Genomic DNA, 16,488 nt, shown 5'->3' on the forward strand with positions numbered 1-16,488 from the left:
AAACTTTATATAGCTCAAGTCACAATTGCGGGCGGGGACAGAATTCAAAATGATTTCTGTCCCCGCCCTTTTTTTATTGTCTAGTCTACATATTTATGATAATATAAATCGTAATTATTACGTTTTATAAAGAAAGAAGTGTTATTATGCATTGGACAATTATCGGTGGCGGTTTACAAGGTACAACAATTGCGATTCAACTAAGAGAATTAGGGCTATCTAGAGGTAAATTAACAATTATAGACCCTTATGCCACACTATGTGAACAATTTAATGATTTTTCTCATCGTATCAGCATGCCCTATTTGCGTTCACCAATTGTACATCACATCCACCCTAACCCATTCCATTTAAAACAATTCGCTAAAGTTCAACAATATGCGCACGGTACTTATGGTCAATACCAACGTCCTCAAACAGATATGTTTATGCATCATGTTCACGAACAAGTTCATCATTATGATTTAAACGAAAATCATATTCAAGGCTATGTAGAAGCATTAGCAAAGAAAGATGGGCAATGGCAAATACAATTAAATGATAATCAAGTCATACACACGGATTGCGTTATATTAGCAAATGGATGTACGCATAAACCCTACATTCCTAATATTTATCAAGATGCTGATGATGTGTGCCACATCTTCGATAAATCATTTAATACAACTATGTATGGACTTAGTTCTCACGTTATAGGAAGTGGTATTTCTGCTGCCCATTTAACTTTAAAACTTATAAATCAATCTCATGATAAAGTTATTCATTTATGGATGAATAAAGACATTGATATCCAACATTTCGATGCAGATCCAGGTTGGTTAGGTCCTAAAAATATGAATCACTTTTTAAATATTGAATCCTCTTTAGAACGGCAGTCTATCATTCAACACGAAAGACATAAAGGTTCAATGCCTAGAGAGTTATATTTACGACTTAAGAAACATATTCAATCTGGACGACTTATAATTCATAAAGAGAATATTTTATCAGTTGACCAACATCAAATTCATACAGAACAAGCGGCTGTCCCGTATGATTTCATTTTATTAGCAACCGGTTTTGAACCAACACTATTAAAACAGCCTATGATTCAATCATTAATTAAAAATGAAGATGCACCTTTAACACATTGTGGATTACCTTCTATTAGTTCTGAATTAGAGTGGTTACCTCAATTGTTTGTGTCAGGTGGTTTAGCAGATTTAGAACTGGGGCCTTTTGCTAGAAATATCATGGGTGGAAGAGAAGCCGCTCAAAGAATTAAGCAGGCCTATAAACGTTTATCGGCTCAACCTATCCAAAAACATGCTTAATTTCATTAGAAGTAATTGTCAACGTAACAACTATAAACTATTTTTTAATACGATCTCTTGTATATTTCTTATAAAAAAGCAGGCGCAGGACAGAATTCTTTATGAATTCACCGTCCCACGCCTGCGTTCTTTCTTAGACAAATACTTTTACAATTAGGATATTTAAAATGATGCTTAATCGAACTAAAGCAGCGTTTGGTATTTTATTGCTTTAAAAGTTTAATTCCAATTGTTCCTCTCATAACACTTATCAATTGGCCTTGTTCACTTTTTATTTCTATATTCCAAACTTGAGTTGTACTTCCTTTATGAATAATCGTTGCTGTAGCAATAACACGACCTTCTTTAACCGAATGAATATGGTTAGCATTCATTTCTAAACCTAGTGGTATGAACGAATTCGTATCGATTAGATTAGCAGCGCCTAATGAACACGCTGTTTCACCTAAAGCAATTGTTGCACCACCATGCAAATAACCAAATGGTTGTTTAACTTTATCAGTAACAGGCATTGAAATTACTACTTTACCCTCTGATGTTTCTTCAATCTGCATTTCGAACGTTTCCAATAAGTTAGTCATTTAATTGTTCACCTCATTACACCTATAATATCATAGCTGCAATCGTACCAAATACCATTAAAGGTATATTATAGAATAAGAAATTCGGGATACATGTATCGCGAATATGATCATGCTGTCCATCCACATCTAACCCAGCTGTTGGCCCTAGTGTAGAATCACTTGCGGGAGATCCTGAATCACCTAAAGCACTCGCAGTTCCTACTAGAGCGATTAGAGCCATAGTGCTTAAGCCGAGTGAAGCACCAAGTGGAATAAATAATGTCGCAATTATAGGAATTGTTGCAAATGATGAACCAATTCCTAAAGTTACAATTAAACCAATAATGTACATGATGACAATACTTAATAACTTGTGACCACTTGAAATGTCAGTCAAACTTGATACTAATTTTTCGATATCTCCAGTTGCATTCATGACACCTGCGAAACCATTAGCTGAAAGAATAACAACACCTATAAATGACATGATTTTAATACCTTCAACAAATTGACTATCCAATTCTCTCCATTTGTAGACACCTGAAACAAAGAATACGAGTACACCTGCTAATGCACCAAAAATCATTGAATCTGTAAAAGTTTGAACTAAGAATGTAGCTAATATAGCGACTATTGTAACTACGAGTACATAAGGTTTAATTTCATTAATTGTATTCTCATCTTCCACATAAGTTTCTGTTTTATATTCTCGTGGTTTACGGTAATAAAACATACCCAAGATTAAACCAACTATATAACCAAGTGAAGGAATCAACATGGCTTTCCAAATCATATTAAATTCGATAGGATGATGTGCTTTTTGGAAACCGCTTTGAATAATTTGGTGGAAAATTTGTCCAAAGCCATATGGTAATAGGACATATGGCCAACATAAACCAAATCCGATGACTAGAGCAATAAGTCTTCTATCAATTTTTAAATCATTAAACAGACTTAATAGTGGCGGTATAACTATTGGAATGAAAGCAATGTGAACCGGTATAAGGTTCTGACTCATTATACTCATCGCAAGTAAAGCTATGATAATAATGATTTTTACTTTTATTCTTGATAGTCTGCTATTTTCAGAGTGAATTGCGCGGATTATCTTAGTTACAAGATAATCTGTAATACCACTATATGAAATCAATGCTGCAAATCCACCCAATAATGCATAGCTTAGCGCTACCTCGGAACCGTCTACAATATTTTTTCCAAATACACTGATTACCTTTTCAACACTCATTCCAGAAATGAGACCGCCTACTAATGCACTAATGAACAGACTAATAACTACATTTAGTCTACATAAGCATAAAACAATCATTAATAATACGGCTATTACAACTGCATTAAACATAACAACACATCCTTTATCTCTCTACCGAACTAAAGTATTTAATATGTTCCTTATCATACCAAGTAGCTAATACGTTGTCAATGTAGAATTACATTCTAAGTTAATAAGATTATGCTTATTAAATAAGGAGTAAAAACATGCAACAGCACATGTTTCTACTCCTTAACCAAATAATTTCTACTTTTCTAATTATCTTAACCAATTTAATACAGTAGTAATCATGCTGCCAGTTGGGCCTTTTGGACCTTTATAGCTCGTCTTGTTAGTTGTCGCAGGACCAGCAATATCGAAATGGATATGTGGTGTAGATCCACTAAAATGAGTAATAAATGTGGCTGCAAAGAGTGCTTTTCCATGACCGTTTGTATGATTGACCAAATCTGCAACGTCAGATTGACGTATTAATCGTTGCTCAGTTTGAGTCATAGGTAATTCAAAAGCATATTCATTCATTTCTTTAGCACTAACTCGTATTTCCTCAATCTCTTTATCTGCATTAGAGTTAAATAAAGCTGCTTTATCTTCACCTAGTGCTGCAACTGCAGCTCCAGTTAATGTAGCGAAATCTAAAATTATCTTAGGTTGAAATTGATTAGCATAGAATACAGCATCTCCTAGTACTAAACGCCCTTCCGCATCACTATTTAACATTTCAACTGTTTCACCACTCAATGCCGTCAATACATCATCAGGTTTCATTGCATTACTGCTTATCATATTTTCAGCAGAAGCAATAACTCCTACAATATTGATAGGAAGTTGCAAGCGTGATATCGCATCAATCATTCCAACTACATTAGCTGCGCCACACATATCAAATTTCATAGTCTGCATACCTATCTTCGATTTAATGCTATAGCCACCTGAATCGTATGTAATCCCTTTTCCTACTAATGCAATTGGTGCGTCTTCACTGTCACCACCATTATATGTCATAGTTATTACAATAGGAGGATTCTCCGACCCTTTACCAACAGCATGAATAAGTCCGAATCCTTCATCTAATAATTGTTTTCCATCTTTAATATCAACTTTTACTGATGTTTGATCAAAGTGTTGCGTAACCTGTTCAGCAAAATAATTAGGCGTCAGTATATTAGGTGGCATATTACTATAGTCACGTGCAACATTAACCGATTGTCCGATTATAGCACCATTGATAAAATATCGATGCAAGTCTTCTTTATTCGTACTTATGTTTAACTCTAATTGATAGGGTGCAGATTTATCAGATTTATAGTTGTCAAAACTATAAACTGCCTGTTCACTTTGTAGTCCCATAACCTCTGCGACTTGGGTTTGCTCCATTTTCTTTGAAATCAATGTATCGAATAATACATCTGCTTCAGTTACACGTTCTTCTTTTAAAAATTGAAATAAATTGCCGAAAGCTCTCAATAGCGCACCATAATCAAGCGTCTTTAAATTTCCTAATCCAATAGTAATAAGTCGTTTTGATGAGTCTTTTAAAGGTAACAAAGTTGAAGATATTTTACCTAATTGACTACTAACTAAATGATGATGACGGTATGTATCAATTTGTTTTGTTATATCTTCATTATTGTAACTAATATAACCAAGTTGATTGATGTGATCAGGCAACCCTATAATAAGTACTTCTGAATTTAAAACTGTATTACTTATATTGAAATTAACCATAACCTCTACACTTCCTTTTTATATCATATAAAAGAAGGAGTGGAACAGAATTCACAATGAATTCGTTGTTCCACCCCCATAAGGATGACTAGAAATGAGAAAAGCTTGATTTATGCGCTTTTTCAGTTCAGTCAGCTACTGCGAATTTGCATTGTAGCTTTAAATTAATATTTATTTTCAAAATCATATTAGATAATTTATATGAGAAACTTAGAATTTACCTTTTTTGAATGCTAAGCCTACGCCACCGATTTTGAATACTGCACGAGTATCGATAACTTTTTTCATGAATGCAGCTTTTTTACCAGTAATGTCTCTACCGTATACGATACCAACACCATCATGTGCACCTAATGAACATACAGTACCACGATCAACATATTCAAAGTCTGTAGCTGCTTGACCGTTTAAGATGTTTTTAATGCTTTTCGCAACGTGTTCACCTTGTTGCATTGCAATTTGTGCTGTAGTTGGTAATGGACGTTCTTCACCAGCTGGGATGAATGCTGAAACGTCACCAATAACAAAGATATCATCATGACCTTCAATAGTTAAATCTTGTTTAGTCACGATACGTCCACGTTTAACACCTTCGAATGATTCTTCCATTAATTTACTACCACGAACACCAGCAGCCCAGATTGCTGTGCCAGCTTCTAGTTGTTGTTCTTGATCATTAATTTTAACTACGAAACCTTTTTCGTTACAAGCAACGATTGGTGTAGCAATTTTGAATTCAACACCACGATCTTCTAAGTAGTTAACTGCGTAATTAACTAATTCATCAGAGAACATTGGTAACATTTTTGGTGCTGCTTCAACACAAGTTACTCTAACTTTGTTTTGATCAACACCGTATTTATTACATAATTCAGGAATTCTTTCAGTTAATTCACCTAAGAATTCGATACCTGTAAAGCCTGCACCACCAACTAAGATAGCTAAGTCTTTATCATCTTTTTCTTTAGAAGCTGCATAGTTTGCAAATTTATCTTCGATGTGACGAGATAATTTACGTGCAGTTTCAATATTTTCAATTTGGAATGCATAGTCTTTCATACCATTAATACCAAATGTTTCACTTTCGAAACCTAATGCTACTACTAAAATGTCGTAATCATAGATACCGTGATTAGTTTCTACTTTTTTAGCGTTACGGTCGATTTTAGTTACTTCTGCATTGATAAATTTAACTTTATCTTCTTTAATTACACTTTCAATTGGGTAAATTAAATCTTCATAGTTTAATGTACCAGCTGAAGCTTCATGTAACCAAGTTGCTTCGTAGTGATATTTATTTTTGTTAATTAATGTAATATCCGCTTCGTCAGCAGAAAGTTCTTTTTGTAATTTAGTTACTGTTTGTAAACCAGCATAACCTGCACCTAAAACAAGTACTTTTTTACGATCTTGTGCCATTTCATTCACCTAAGCTTTCATAATTATTTTCTTAAATGTAGAAAAAGGCTACAAATTTCAGAACATAACAAAGTTCAGATGTAACAATATATTTTACCTTAATATATGTTTATCTGATTCATTTAAAAGACTTTGCACTTAACCTATTGTTCATCCCCATTTATAGTCTTAGTCAACACTTTCATTTTCAGTTCGATTTTATGAACTTTAGTTCACAAAAAAGACAAAGTTCAATCCATCTTCAATTTTATAGCTTTTATAGTTCATTTTCAAGCAACAACAAGACTATTATTAAAATAATCATATTATCCTGAAAATTACTGTCTTAAAGGATTACCCTTAGTGATAAATTACTTGCAATTATATTAGCATTCTTCCGGATTTCCAGCTACTTTAGCAGTTCTAAATGAACTACCACAACCACATGAAGCGATTGCGTTAGGGTTATCAATTTGGAATCCTCCACCCATTAAAGATTGTTTGAAATCAATAGTCGTACCATTTAATACAGGCACATCATATTTGTCTACTAATACTTTTAATCCATAAAATTCAAGTACTTCATCGTTTTCTCCTGGTTGTTCTTCAGCTGACATGCCATATGTTAGACCTGTACAGCCACCACCGTTTACTTTAATCTTTAAATATCCATCTTCCATGTCATTACTTTTCAACATATCTTTTACTTCATAAGCTGCTGCTTCAGTTAATGTTACAGTTGACATAAACCATTCCTCCTATAATAAGTTAGTAAAGTCATTCTCTTCTATATGTTTATAAATATTATTTAATAACTCATCTGGTGTATCACCTTCAACAGTATCACCATCTACCAATGCATACAACCCACATGAACATACGCCACAATTATTTAAACATCCGTATTCTAATACATCCACATCAGGATCATTCTCAAGTTTATCGTAAACGTAGTCTCCGCCTTTTGCCATATTTGAAATGCAAAATTCGACTAATGGAAACATACTTCACCTTCTTCTTCATTTTTTAATTATATTATTATAACAAATCTTAACTTGGACTGCATTGTCCTCGCTCAACATTTTCATATTATTTAGAACAACAATACACATCTATATCTTTAGCTTAGTTTCCCTATCACACATTTCATTGTAGTCATTTTGAAAAAAAGATATAATAACTATATACATATATCATACACTTTATTGTTAGGGGCAATAAATGTGGTTGATAAACTACTTTGATTGTTTGAAATTTTTAAATAAAAGTTTATGCAATTTACTAAAGTTTGCTTAATTCAAAGGGTATTAGTCAAAATTATTTCGGAATAACAAATTTTTATAAAGGGGTATAACAGATGAAAAATTTAGTATTACTTGGTGGCGGCTATGGTAATATGCGTATTATGTCGCGTATCTTACCTGATGCATTACCAGAAAATTATACTTTAACGTTAATTGATCGTATGCCATTCCATGGCTTGAAACCAGAATTTTATGCTTTAGCTGCGGGTACTAAGTCTGATAGTGATGTTCGTATGAATTTTCCTGATTCAGAACGCGTTAATACAATTTACGGAGAAATTAATGATATTGATTTAGATGCTCAAATCGTATCTGTTGGTAATACAAAAGTAGATTATGATGAATTAGTTATTGGCTTAGGTTGTGAAGATAAATATCATAATGTTCCTGGTGCTGAGGAATACACGCATAGTATTCAAACACTCTCCAAAGCGCGCGAAACATTTCATAGTATTAGTGAATTACCTAGTGGCGCTAGTGTAGGTATTGTTGGTGCTGGCTTAAGCGGCATCGAGTTAGCAAGTGAGCTTCGTGAAAGTCGTGAAGATTTAGAAGTCATACTATATGACCGTGGTGAGCGAATTTTAAGGAATTTCCCTGAAAAATTAAGCAATTATATCGCTAAATGGTTCCGTGAAAACAATGTTAAAGTAGTGCCTAATTCTTTAATTGATAAAGTGGAACCAGGAAAAATCTATAATAGTGGTACACCAGAAAATGTTGATTTAGTTGTCTGGACTGCTGGAATTCAACCGGTTGAAGTTGTAAGACATTTACCGATTGATATCAATCGAAGTGGACGTGTCATCATCAATCAATATCATCAAGTTCCAACATACCTTAATGTATTTATAGTCGGAGATTGTGCTGATTTACCTCATGCACCAAGTGCACAATTAGCCGAAGTTCAAGGTGATCAAATCGCTGATGTACTTAAGAAACAATGGAATAATGAACCATTACCAGATAAAATGCCTGAATTAAAAGTACAAGGTTTCCTTGGTTCACTTGGCGAGAAAAAAGGCTTTGCCTATATTATGGACCGTACAGTTACCGGACGTCTTGCTCATATACTTAAATCGGGCGTCTTATGGTTATATAAATATCATAATGGTTAATATTAAAATATGGGGTAGGATAGAATTCATCATGAATTCTATCCTACCCCAACCTCTTTTTCTCAAGAATTATATTTTAAATTATTTTGCAAAATGTTTATCTACAAAATTTGTAATTTGCTTTGTTTGAATGTAACCATCTGCTACATACTCATCATTCATTGTAATTAAAGGATAAAATAACTCATCTTCCTCAATTTGTTCAATATACTGTTGGTCATGATCACTTAAATTATCTGTTTGATTTTGAAAATCAATGTATGTGTATTCAAATTGAATGTCTGGATACTTTCTTTCTAATAAAGGCTTAATCCATTCAAATGTATTAATAGATGTTGGTGCATTGACGCAACTTGCACATACGACATCAGCGCCATATACTACCACGCTTACTTTAGTCATACTCAAATCCCCCGTTTTGTTTTATAGATTTTTCTTTCTTTATCTATTATAATAAATTAATAATGAATTTATGAAGTAATTTACTTGAAAGGAGACATATCTCATGCCTACTGAGAATGCAACAATGTTTGATCAAGTAGCTGAAGTCATTGAACGTTTACGTCCATTTTTATTACGTGATGGTGGAGACTGTACATTAGTAGATGTAGAAGATGGTATCGTGAAATTACAATTACACGGAGCTTGTGGTACTTGTCCTAGCTCAACAATCACATTAAAAGCCGGCATTGAACGTGCGTTACACGAAGAAGTTCCGGGCGTTATCGAAGTTGAACAAGTATTCTAAGCGTCTAACATATATGATATATATCCAATAAAGCACCAACGCGCAGAGTTCTTAAACTCTGCGCGTTGGTGCTTTTGTTAATTATTGGTGTTCATGTTGTTTATTATGATCTTTGTTGTGCGGGTTTTTGTCATCATTCATATGTTGAACAATATGTTGGTTCATGTGAGCCCAACCTTTCCAACCTACGTGAACGACATCACTAAGAACATATTTCTCATAATCTTTATCTGACATATCATACACCTTACCACCATGTGCTACTACAGTTTGATGTATTTTCTTATAGACTGGTTCTCTTGTTGAGCGTTCAATACCTAAGTGATCATACCATTTACCATTCACCGGTAAAATAACATATTGTACGTCTGCACCTGCATTATGCATTGTATCCACTAACAATGATAAATCATTAAATTCTGGAGAGTTCATTTTAAACTCATATTTACGATGATTCATTGGCTTTTTATGCATAAGTTTTTCCCAATATTCATTACGTATTCCATAATTATTTGATGATGAGCGTTTCTCACCTAATGTCACAGCTTTATCTTGCATTTCCTGCCATGATACATTTGGCTCTGTCACAGGTTTCACATGTGATAATGGCGACTTATCTAATGAGAAGTAAGTTTTAATCGCTTCAATTTTTAATAACTGATTCTCTTTAAAGCGAGAAACATAGTTACCATCTACTTCACCGTGATTATTTACGACGCCTTTCAAGAATTCTTTATTCGACGCACTTTTAAATTGTAATAAGCGTTTGGCGTATCTCTCTTTTAATTCTGAAGGCATATCTTTTTGTTGAAATAACTGATTAATTTGATTTGGTGTTGTACGTGCTGCAAAATCACGATCATTAACACCATGTGTACTAAACCATTGTGGTGAAATAATAAATGTCATCTTTTTCCCTTTTAGTTGATCATATTGACCAGCTAATTCAATTGCATTGATTAAATCTGTATTACCACCCGTACCAATTAGAAAAATTGGTTTAGTATGTTTTCTATGATTTAGAGCAAGTGCAGGGTTAAATGGATCTAATTTATTTAGTTCACTTGACCCATATATTGGATAATATTTATCACTACTAAATAGTTTATTTTGAATGAGCGTACCTTTAAGAACTTGATCTGTTAAAGATATTCTATTATTAGCGACTGCCTTGTTTGTAACTAATCCAGTAAACCAGCTAGCAGGCATTAATACGAAGGCTAGAAATAAAATGCCGCTAATAATAATTGGTAAAAATGGTTTTAATTTCATCGTAATTCTTCTAATGCTTCAACAATTTTGTTTGGAGTTGCCCACTCATCACGATCGAAATCCATGATAGATACTTCAATGCCTAATCTGTTTTGAATCTCAAGTAATAAACCTACCGTTTGGAATGAATCGATGATACCCTCTTCGAAGATTTCAACATCAGGGTTCTCTTTTACAACATCATTTTCTGCCACATCAGCTAATAAATCTAATACTTGTTCTTTAAATTCCATAATTTATGACTCCTTTTAAATTAATTTTCCTGAAAAGATTAAAAATCCAAATGCTACAAAATGGAAAGTAATGATAATACTCAACGCTGTAGTAAAACCATTTTGCCAACGTGGTGGATGTTTCTTTCTCCAACGTTCATAGTATCCATAACCAATAAACATTAGTCCATGGTAAATACCATAAACGATATAGAATAACTCTAAACCATGCCACACACCCATGATAAAGAAGTTTAAGAAGAATGCGAAATTAGACATCGCAAATTGACTTTTAAATGTTTTTTTACGTGACATATAGAATAATGTACGCATATAAATACAATCTCTAAACCAGAATGATAATGACATATGCCATCTATTCCAGAAGTCTTTTATATTTTTAGCTTTGAAAGGTTGCTTGAAGTTAGGCGGTGTATTAATACCGTATAAATAACTTACTGCTACAGCAAACAAGCTATATCCTGCAAAATCAAAGAATAAATAGAAACTATAAGCATACATATATAGCCATTTATGAGTAAATCCATCTAGATTCATTAATAATGGATGAATTGCATAAACATTGATTAAATAAGCGATAATATACTTGTATAAAAATCCAAGCATAATCATGTGTATCGCTTTGGCAACCATTTCCCTATATTGTTCACTTGTAGGAACCTTTTTATCGTCTTTAACAAAACGTTTATAGCGATCAATTGGCCCTGAAGATACCGTTGGGAAGAAAGAAATGAATTGGAATAATTTCCCAACTTTGATCTCTTTAATAGATCCATCTCGAATCTCCATAATTAATTGCACACTTTTAAACGTTACATAAGAAATACCTAGGAAACCTACAAATTCTATAAGCTTGTGTTCATGGAAATGGATTTGTTGACCACCTAGCCATGAGCTTTGTAATACTTTAACAATCGCTAATGGCAAAATGGATAAAATCATAACAATGACAAATTTGCTAAATGTATTACTCTTCTGTCTTGATTTATAATATCCCATGATTAATAACACTTGCCATATGAGATAAATTACAAAACTAATGAGTTGAATACTTAAATATTTATTACCGAATAAATTATGTTTATCTGATGAAAAGATGACGACAATCATAATTGCAGTACTTAAACCGTTATAAATATAGCTTCGCTTACCTAAAAATCCGAGTATGATGACTGGTAAAAGTACTATAAATGCAACTAAGAAGAAGGTAAACGTGCCATATGGAATCATGCGTTAATATCCTCTGCGACTTGTTTACGATCAAGCTTTCCGTTTGACGTTAATGGTAACTGTTTCATCCAAACAAATTTTCTCGGAATCATATATTCAGGTAAGCGAGATTTTAGTTCAGATTTAATTTGTCTTGTCATTTCTAAATCATCTTTAACTTCTTCAGTCGGAACGACAGCACCGATTAAATGTATTACTTTATTATTTTTATATACTGGAACGACAACAGTTTCTCTAACAAATTCTGATTGTCTAAGTTGCGTTTCAATTTCTTCCAATTCCATTCGGTAACCGTTAAGTTTAATTTGGAAATCAATTCTTCCTTGAATGAACCATTGCCCATCTTTCTCGATGGCTTTATCACCCGTATGATATATACGAAGTCCATCTTCAAAGTTAAATACCGCATCGGTTTTTTCTTTGTTATCTAAATACCCAAGACTAACACTATTACCTTTAATAACAAGTTCACCTTCGTCTGTTGTAAACAATGATGTGTTAGGTCTTGAAACACCAACAGGTAGCGGGTTATAAGCTTCAATAATTTCAGGTGTCAATTTAATGCCTGTAACAGCTACTGTCGCTTCCGTAGGTCCATACGTGTTATAAACCACTGCACTTGGATATCTATCTAAAAGTGCTTTCGCAGTTCTATGAGGTAAGATTTCTCCACAGAAGAAGAAATGATTTAAGCTTGGGTAACTTGATTCGTTAAGGTTAGGTAATAGCAGGCACATTTCCATAAATGATGGTGTAGATACCCATGCATTGATTGGTGTATTTACTAACATTTCATTGAGTAATTTAGGTTTATTGATCATTTCTTTATCTACTAAATTAAGTGTGCCACCTGATGTTAAACAAGGATAAATTGCCATGACTGATAAATCGAACGAGAATGGTGCTTGATTTAACCACTCTTGTGAACCTTCTGATTCATTAAGTGATACCATCCATTCTGCAAATTCTATTAAACTTGCATATTCGATCTGAACACCTTTAGGCTCACCTGTTGAACCAGATGTAAAAATAGTATATACAACATCCGTTAATCCCATTTGACTGTCAAATAGTGTTGGATTATCAGAATCTTGGATACTTTGGATTGTAAGTTCTTGTATATTGGAATGATTTAATTGTGTATCTGTTGTGTTAAATATAATGTCCGGTTGTACTTTATTTATAATCATATTCACACGTTCACTTGGTACTGAAGTATCAATAGGTACATAGCCACAACCTGCTTTGATAGCACCTATCATTCCTACTAACATGTAAGGTGACATATGTCCATAAACGATTAACGGCTTATGATTATCTTGTAATAGATGCGCTAATTTACTAGATTCATCCATTAATTGTTGATATGTTAATTCTTCATCTTTATGTCTAACTGCTACACGTTCAGGATTACTTTGACCGAAGTCATTTATTAAATTTATGATATCTGTCATAATTAGACTCCTTATTAAAATTCATTGTAAATGAAATTATTATGTGTATCGCCGGAACCATAAATTAGGTACAGCGCAATAAATATCGCTAAATATAAAAGTGTTAATAAATAAGGTTTAGCTTTCTCATAATATTGCATCATCTTATGATTATTCTCTTTCAATGCACTATTGCACCTCACTATCATTTCAAATATCGGAGTGAAGTATTCGTCCTACTCCTGAGTTAAAACCGAATTCCCGAAAACAAAACAAAATTCATTAAATATAATTTTTATATATTATACATTCATCTTATTATAATTAAAATTTGATTTTAAAGCAAATTAATTTTTCCACTTCAAACTATTGTGCTAATGATGCTAAATTAACACTTAAAAAATTAATAAGATTTTATGCGTTAATGTTACTATCAACAACATTGCATTAGTGGCAATGATGAATTCAAATGACAATAATTATATTAGTACCAAATAGTTAGCTTAACAATTACATACGGTATAACAAAACTGTTAGTTATAATAAAAGAACCTCTATCGTTCATGGTTAAATCTTTACCTGAACGTTAGAAGTTCTTAAAATTTATTTATTAGTAATCGGAGTCAACGGTTTTGCTCCTTTTAATATCGCAGCAATGTTATCAACACATAATTGAATCATTCGATCTCTAGTTGCTACAGAAGCACTACCTATATGCGGTAGTATGACTGCATTCTCCATTTTCAAGAGAGGGTGTTCAAGTTTAATAGGTTCCTCACGTAAGACGTCTAAACCACATCCACCAATTTCATGATTGTCCAATGCATCAATTAGAGCATCCTCGTCTACAATAGCACCGCGGCCGATATTAATGAAGATTGCATCGTTTTTCATTTTTGAAAATGCATCTTTATTAAACTTATTCTCAGTTTCAGGTGTCAATGGCGCAGTACAAACGACAAAATCACTGTCTGCTAATAATGTATCAAAGGATACATAACTTGCATTTAGTTCTGTTTCTGCATCTTCATGTCTTGAACGATTATGATACAAGATAGTGGTATTAAATCCTTGAAGTCGACGTGCAAAACTCTTTCCAATATCACCCATACCATAAATACCTACAGTTGAACCATGAACATCCTTACCAGATAATAAGTATGGTCCCCAACTTTTCCATTCACCATCTTGTACATATTTTTCCGCTTCAACAATACGTCGTGCCACAGTTAACATTAACGTAAACCCTAACTCGGCTGTCGTTTCCGTAAGTACTTCAGGTGTATTAGTAACGACTATACCTTTTTCTTGAGCTAACTTAACATCAATGTTGTCAAAACCAACCGCCATATTTGCAATAATTTTTACATTTTTAGCATGTTCGAGACATGTGGCATCAATCTTTTCACTTAATGTGATGAAACATGCATCAACATCTTCTAATTCTTTTAAAAATTGCTCTCTAGGCATAGGTTCAAATGCTTCTTTCCACATTTTAACGTCGCCGAACTGTTCCAATTGCTCTACGAAACGATCTGGAATTTGACGTGTGACTAGAATTTTAACCATGTCATGCCACCCCTCTTTTTATTTTTGGGCATTTCTTTCTAATTCTGAAATTGCTACATTTAAGTCTTTAAATGAATATGTTGGTTGTTGGTCTTTTTCTTTTAGTTCTTCATAAGTCGTTACACCAGTTTGTACATGAATTGTGTCAACACCGACATTAATACCAGACATGATATCGGTATCATACAAATCGCCAACCATTGCTACGTCTGATTTATCTAATTTCAAGATGTCTAAAGCAATATCCATAATGACTGGCTCCGGTTTACCAATAAATTGTGGTGCTTGACCTGTAGATACACTAACTACGCTTGTAATCGCACCATTACCTGGTAAGAAGCCACGTTCTTTAGGAATCGATACATCAGGGTTCGTTGAAATAAATCTTGCACCCTTACGTACTGCAAGCGTTGCCACAGCTAATTTTTCGTAAGTAACGTTTTCATCTAAACCAATCGCAACATAATCAACGTTTTCATCATCTTTTACAGTTAATCCAGCTTCAGTTAAAGCTGTGCGTAAGCCACTGCCGCCAAGCATGTATACCGTGGCATCACTTTTCTCATCTGCAATATAATTTGCTGTTGCTAAGGCAGACGTTACAACTTCCTCAGGTTTCGCATCAATATTCATTTCTTTTAATTTTTGCGTTACCTCTTCAGGCGTCTTTGTAGAGTTGTTTGTAACATATAAATGCGGGATTTGATGATTGTTTAAGTAGTCAATAAATTGTGCTGCACCATCGATTTCATCTGTACCTAGATACATAGTTCCATCTAAGTCGATTAAATAACCTTTATAATTCTTCATTACTTATTGTCTCCTTTTCCAAAAGCGGTAACTGGAACATTCTCTTTCTCAAGGAACTGAGTTACCTCTTGAATAAACTGTTCATAATAAGGCAAAGCCTCGTCAAATAATGGCTGAATCTTGCTATTATCAAGTTCTGTATAATGGTGTGCGAACTGTTTTCTAACGTCAACTGTTTCATTAACATATTGTTGAGTAGATTTCGAAATAACACCTTCTAGTTCAAGAATATCAATGACATCTTTATAATTTCCTGGATCTCTCAAGATAAAACCATCGATAATCATATTACCTATATCCACAGATGATTCAATTAACATTTGTGCGATACGTTCAAATGCATAATGATTTCCTTTATTCGATTCATAATCTTTAATTAGTTGATTTAAGTAAGTTAATTTTAAAGTAAGCTGATCTTTATCTACAAAATACATATCCTTCACCTCTTAATATGTCTATCATATCACAGTTTTGCATA

General features: G+C 33.4%; 18 protein-coding genes. 3 read left to right on the forward strand and 15 right to left on the reverse strand.

Going from position 1 to position 16,488, the window contains the following annotated elements; translation table 11 throughout:
• The first annotated feature begins 146 nt into the window (after positions 1 to 146).
• Positions 147 to 1,313, forward strand: a complete 1,167-nt coding sequence (locus F1592_RS03830; protein WP_053017562.1) for an NAD(P)-binding domain-containing protein — start codon at positions 147 to 149, stop codon at positions 1,311 to 1,313.
• 203 nt (positions 1,314 to 1,516) lie between these two features.
• Here the strand turns inward: F1592_RS03830 and F1592_RS03835 are convergent, their stop codons facing one another.
• The 6 genes from F1592_RS03835 to F1592_RS03860 form a co-directional block, all read right to left on the reverse strand.
• The gene (locus F1592_RS03835) at positions 1,517 to 1,894 is read right to left on the reverse strand and encodes a PaaI family thioesterase (RefSeq protein WP_037538741.1); all 378 of its coding nucleotides are present in this window, start codon (positions 1,892 to 1,894) and stop codon (positions 1,517 to 1,519) included.
• Positions 1,895 to 1,916: 22 nt separating this feature from the next.
• Positions 1,917 to 3,236: a Na+/H+ antiporter family protein gene (locus F1592_RS03840; protein WP_016931157.1), complete on the reverse strand. Its 1,320-nt coding sequence runs from the start codon at positions 3,234 to 3,236 to the stop codon at positions 1,917 to 1,919.
• 189 nt (positions 3,237 to 3,425) lie between these two features.
• Positions 3,426 to 4,895: a M17 family metallopeptidase gene (locus F1592_RS03845; RefSeq protein WP_053017565.1), complete on the reverse strand. Its 1,470-nt coding sequence runs from the start codon at positions 4,893 to 4,895 to the stop codon at positions 3,426 to 3,428.
• A 210-nt stretch (positions 4,896 to 5,105) separates the two neighbouring features.
• Complete coding sequence (locus F1592_RS03850; protein ID WP_011276277.1) at positions 5,106 to 6,314, reverse strand: NAD(P)/FAD-dependent oxidoreductase; 1,209 nt, start codon at positions 6,312 to 6,314, stop codon at positions 5,106 to 5,108.
• Between the two features lie 365 nt (positions 6,315 to 6,679).
• Positions 6,680 to 7,039, reverse strand: a complete 360-nt coding sequence (locus F1592_RS03855) for a HesB/IscA family protein (RefSeq protein WP_037538972.1) — start codon at positions 7,037 to 7,039, stop codon at positions 6,680 to 6,682.
• 12 nt (positions 7,040 to 7,051) lie between these two features.
• Positions 7,052 to 7,297, reverse strand: coding sequence for a YuzB family protein (locus tag F1592_RS03860; protein WP_037538976.1), 246 nt, complete (start codon positions 7,295 to 7,297; stop codon positions 7,052 to 7,054).
• A 353-nt stretch (positions 7,298 to 7,650) separates the two neighbouring features.
• On the opposite strand from F1592_RS03860, the gene F1592_RS03865 reads away from it, so the two are divergent.
• A complete protein-coding gene (locus F1592_RS03865) occupies positions 7,651 to 8,715 on the forward strand; it encodes an NAD(P)/FAD-dependent oxidoreductase (protein WP_048667954.1) in 1,065 nt (354 codons plus the stop codon).
• A gap of 81 nt (positions 8,716 to 8,796) precedes the next feature.
• Here F1592_RS03865 and F1592_RS03870 read toward each other — a convergent pair whose 3' ends face one another.
• Positions 8,797 to 9,117: a YuzD family protein gene (locus F1592_RS03870; RefSeq protein WP_053017567.1), complete on the reverse strand. Its 321-nt coding sequence runs from the start codon at positions 9,115 to 9,117 to the stop codon at positions 8,797 to 8,799.
• 103 nt (positions 9,118 to 9,220) lie between these two features.
• On the opposite strand from F1592_RS03870, the gene F1592_RS03875 reads away from it, so the two are divergent.
• Positions 9,221 to 9,463: a NifU family protein gene (locus F1592_RS03875; protein WP_002433501.1), complete on the forward strand. Its 243-nt coding sequence runs from the start codon at positions 9,221 to 9,223 to the stop codon at positions 9,461 to 9,463.
• An 81-nt stretch (positions 9,464 to 9,544) separates the two neighbouring features.
• On the opposite strand, the gene dltD is transcribed toward F1592_RS03875, so the two are convergent.
• The 8 genes from dltD to F1592_RS03915 all read right to left on the reverse strand — a co-directional run bounded on the left by dltD (position 9,545) and on the right by F1592_RS03915 (position 16,444).
• Positions 9,545 to 10,735, reverse strand: a complete 1,191-nt coding sequence (gene dltD / locus F1592_RS03880) for a D-alanyl-lipoteichoic acid biosynthesis protein DltD (protein ID WP_149809551.1) — start codon at positions 10,733 to 10,735, stop codon at positions 9,545 to 9,547.
• Positions 10,732 to 10,968 carry a D-alanine--poly(phosphoribitol) ligase subunit 2 gene (dltC, locus tag F1592_RS03885; RefSeq protein WP_011276285.1) on the reverse strand — a complete coding sequence of 79 codons (237 nt, stop codon included), beginning with the start codon at positions 10,966 to 10,968 and terminating at the stop codon, positions 10,732 to 10,734. Before dltC ends, dltD begins: the two co-directional genes overlap by 4 nt.
• A 15-nt stretch (positions 10,969 to 10,983) precedes the next feature.
• Positions 10,984 to 12,198 carry a D-alanyl-lipoteichoic acid biosynthesis protein DltB gene (dltB, locus tag F1592_RS03890; protein WP_037537222.1) on the reverse strand — a complete coding sequence of 405 codons (1,215 nt, stop codon included), beginning with the start codon at positions 12,196 to 12,198 and terminating at the stop codon, positions 10,984 to 10,986.
• Entirely contained in the window at positions 12,195 to 13,652 is a 1,458-nt protein-coding gene (gene dltA / locus F1592_RS03895) for a D-alanine--poly(phosphoribitol) ligase subunit DltA (RefSeq protein WP_053017574.1), read from the reverse strand. Before dltA ends, dltB begins: the two co-directional genes overlap by 4 nt.
• Positions 13,653 to 13,666: 14 nt before the next feature.
• Positions 13,667 to 13,795, reverse strand: coding sequence for a teichoic acid D-Ala incorporation-associated protein DltX (locus F1592_RS03900; RefSeq protein ID WP_160380485.1), 129 nt, complete (start codon positions 13,793 to 13,795; stop codon positions 13,667 to 13,669).
• Between the two features lie 439 nt (positions 13,796 to 14,234).
• Positions 14,235 to 15,200: a 2-hydroxyacid dehydrogenase gene (locus F1592_RS03905; RefSeq protein WP_053017576.1), complete on the reverse strand. Its 966-nt coding sequence runs from the start codon at positions 15,198 to 15,200 to the stop codon at positions 14,235 to 14,237.
• A gap of 18 nt (positions 15,201 to 15,218) precedes the next feature.
• Positions 15,219 to 16,010 carry a TIGR01457 family HAD-type hydrolase gene (locus F1592_RS03910; RefSeq protein ID WP_037537225.1) on the reverse strand — a complete coding sequence of 264 codons (792 nt, stop codon included), beginning with the start codon at positions 16,008 to 16,010 and terminating at the stop codon, positions 15,219 to 15,221.
• Positions 16,010 to 16,444, reverse strand: coding sequence for a DUF86 domain-containing protein (locus tag F1592_RS03915; RefSeq protein WP_053017578.1), 435 nt, complete (start codon positions 16,442 to 16,444; stop codon positions 16,010 to 16,012). The genes F1592_RS03910 and F1592_RS03915 overlap by 1 nt, the downstream gene beginning before the upstream one ends.
• Positions 16,445 to 16,488 lie beyond the last annotated feature (44 nt).

The sequence above is a fragment of the Staphylococcus sp. GDX7P312P genome (assembly GCF_008385775.1).
GTDB lineage: Bacteria > Bacillota > Bacilli > Staphylococcales > Staphylococcaceae > Staphylococcus > Staphylococcus haemolyticus.

Bases quoted from the DNA above. Each gene is read 5' to 3' on its own strand.
- F1592_RS03830 (WP_053017562.1), top strand. From the start codon at position 147: ATGCATTGGACAATTATCGGTGGCGGTTTACAAGGTACAACAATTGCG.
- F1592_RS03835 (WP_037538741.1), bottom strand. From the start codon at position 1,894: ATGACTAACTTATTGGAAACGTTCGAAATGCAGATTGAAGAAACATCA.
- F1592_RS03840 (WP_016931157.1), bottom strand. From the start codon at position 3,236: ATGTTTAATGCAGTTGTAATAGCCGTATTATTAATGATTGTTTTATGC.
- F1592_RS03845 (WP_053017565.1), bottom strand. From the start codon at position 4,895: ATGGTTAATTTCAATATAAGTAATACAGTTTTAAATTCAGAAGTACTT.
- F1592_RS03850 (WP_011276277.1), bottom strand. From the start codon at position 6,314: ATGGCACAAGATCGTAAAAAAGTACTTGTTTTAGGTGCAGGTTATGCT.
- F1592_RS03855 (WP_037538972.1), bottom strand. From the start codon at position 7,039: ATGTCAACTGTAACATTAACTGAAGCAGCAGCTTATGAAGTAAAAGAT.
- F1592_RS03860 (WP_037538976.1), bottom strand. From the start codon at position 7,297: ATGTTTCCATTAGTCGAATTTTGCATTTCAAATATGGCAAAAGGCGGA.
- F1592_RS03865 (WP_048667954.1), top strand. From the start codon at position 7,651: ATGAAAAATTTAGTATTACTTGGTGGCGGCTATGGTAATATGCGTATT.
- F1592_RS03870 (WP_053017567.1), bottom strand. From the start codon at position 9,117: ATGACTAAAGTAAGCGTGGTAGTATATGGCGCTGATGTCGTATGTGCA.
- F1592_RS03875 (WP_002433501.1), top strand. From the start codon at position 9,221: ATGCCTACTGAGAATGCAACAATGTTTGATCAAGTAGCTGAAGTCATT.
- dltD (WP_149809551.1), bottom strand. From the start codon at position 10,735: ATGAAATTAAAACCATTTTTACCAATTATTATTAGCGGCATTTTATTT.
- dltC (WP_011276285.1), bottom strand. From the start codon at position 10,968: ATGGAATTTAAAGAACAAGTATTAGATTTATTAGCTGATGTGGCAGAA.
- dltB (WP_037537222.1), bottom strand. From the start codon at position 12,198: ATGATTCCATATGGCACGTTTACCTTCTTCTTAGTTGCATTTATAGTA.
- dltA (WP_053017574.1), bottom strand. From the start codon at position 13,652: ATGACAGATATCATAAATTTAATAAATGACTTCGGTCAAAGTAATCCT.
- F1592_RS03900 (WP_160380485.1), bottom strand. From the start codon at position 13,795: ATGATGCAATATTATGAGAAAGCTAAACCTTATTTATTAACACTTTTA.
- F1592_RS03905 (WP_053017576.1), bottom strand. From the start codon at position 15,200: ATGGTTAAAATTCTAGTCACACGTCAAATTCCAGATCGTTTCGTAGAG.
- F1592_RS03910 (WP_037537225.1), bottom strand. From the start codon at position 16,010: ATGAAGAATTATAAAGGTTATTTAATCGACTTAGATGGAACTATGTAT.
- F1592_RS03915 (WP_053017578.1), bottom strand. From the start codon at position 16,444: ATGTATTTTGTAGATAAAGATCAGCTTACTTTAAAATTAACTTACTTA.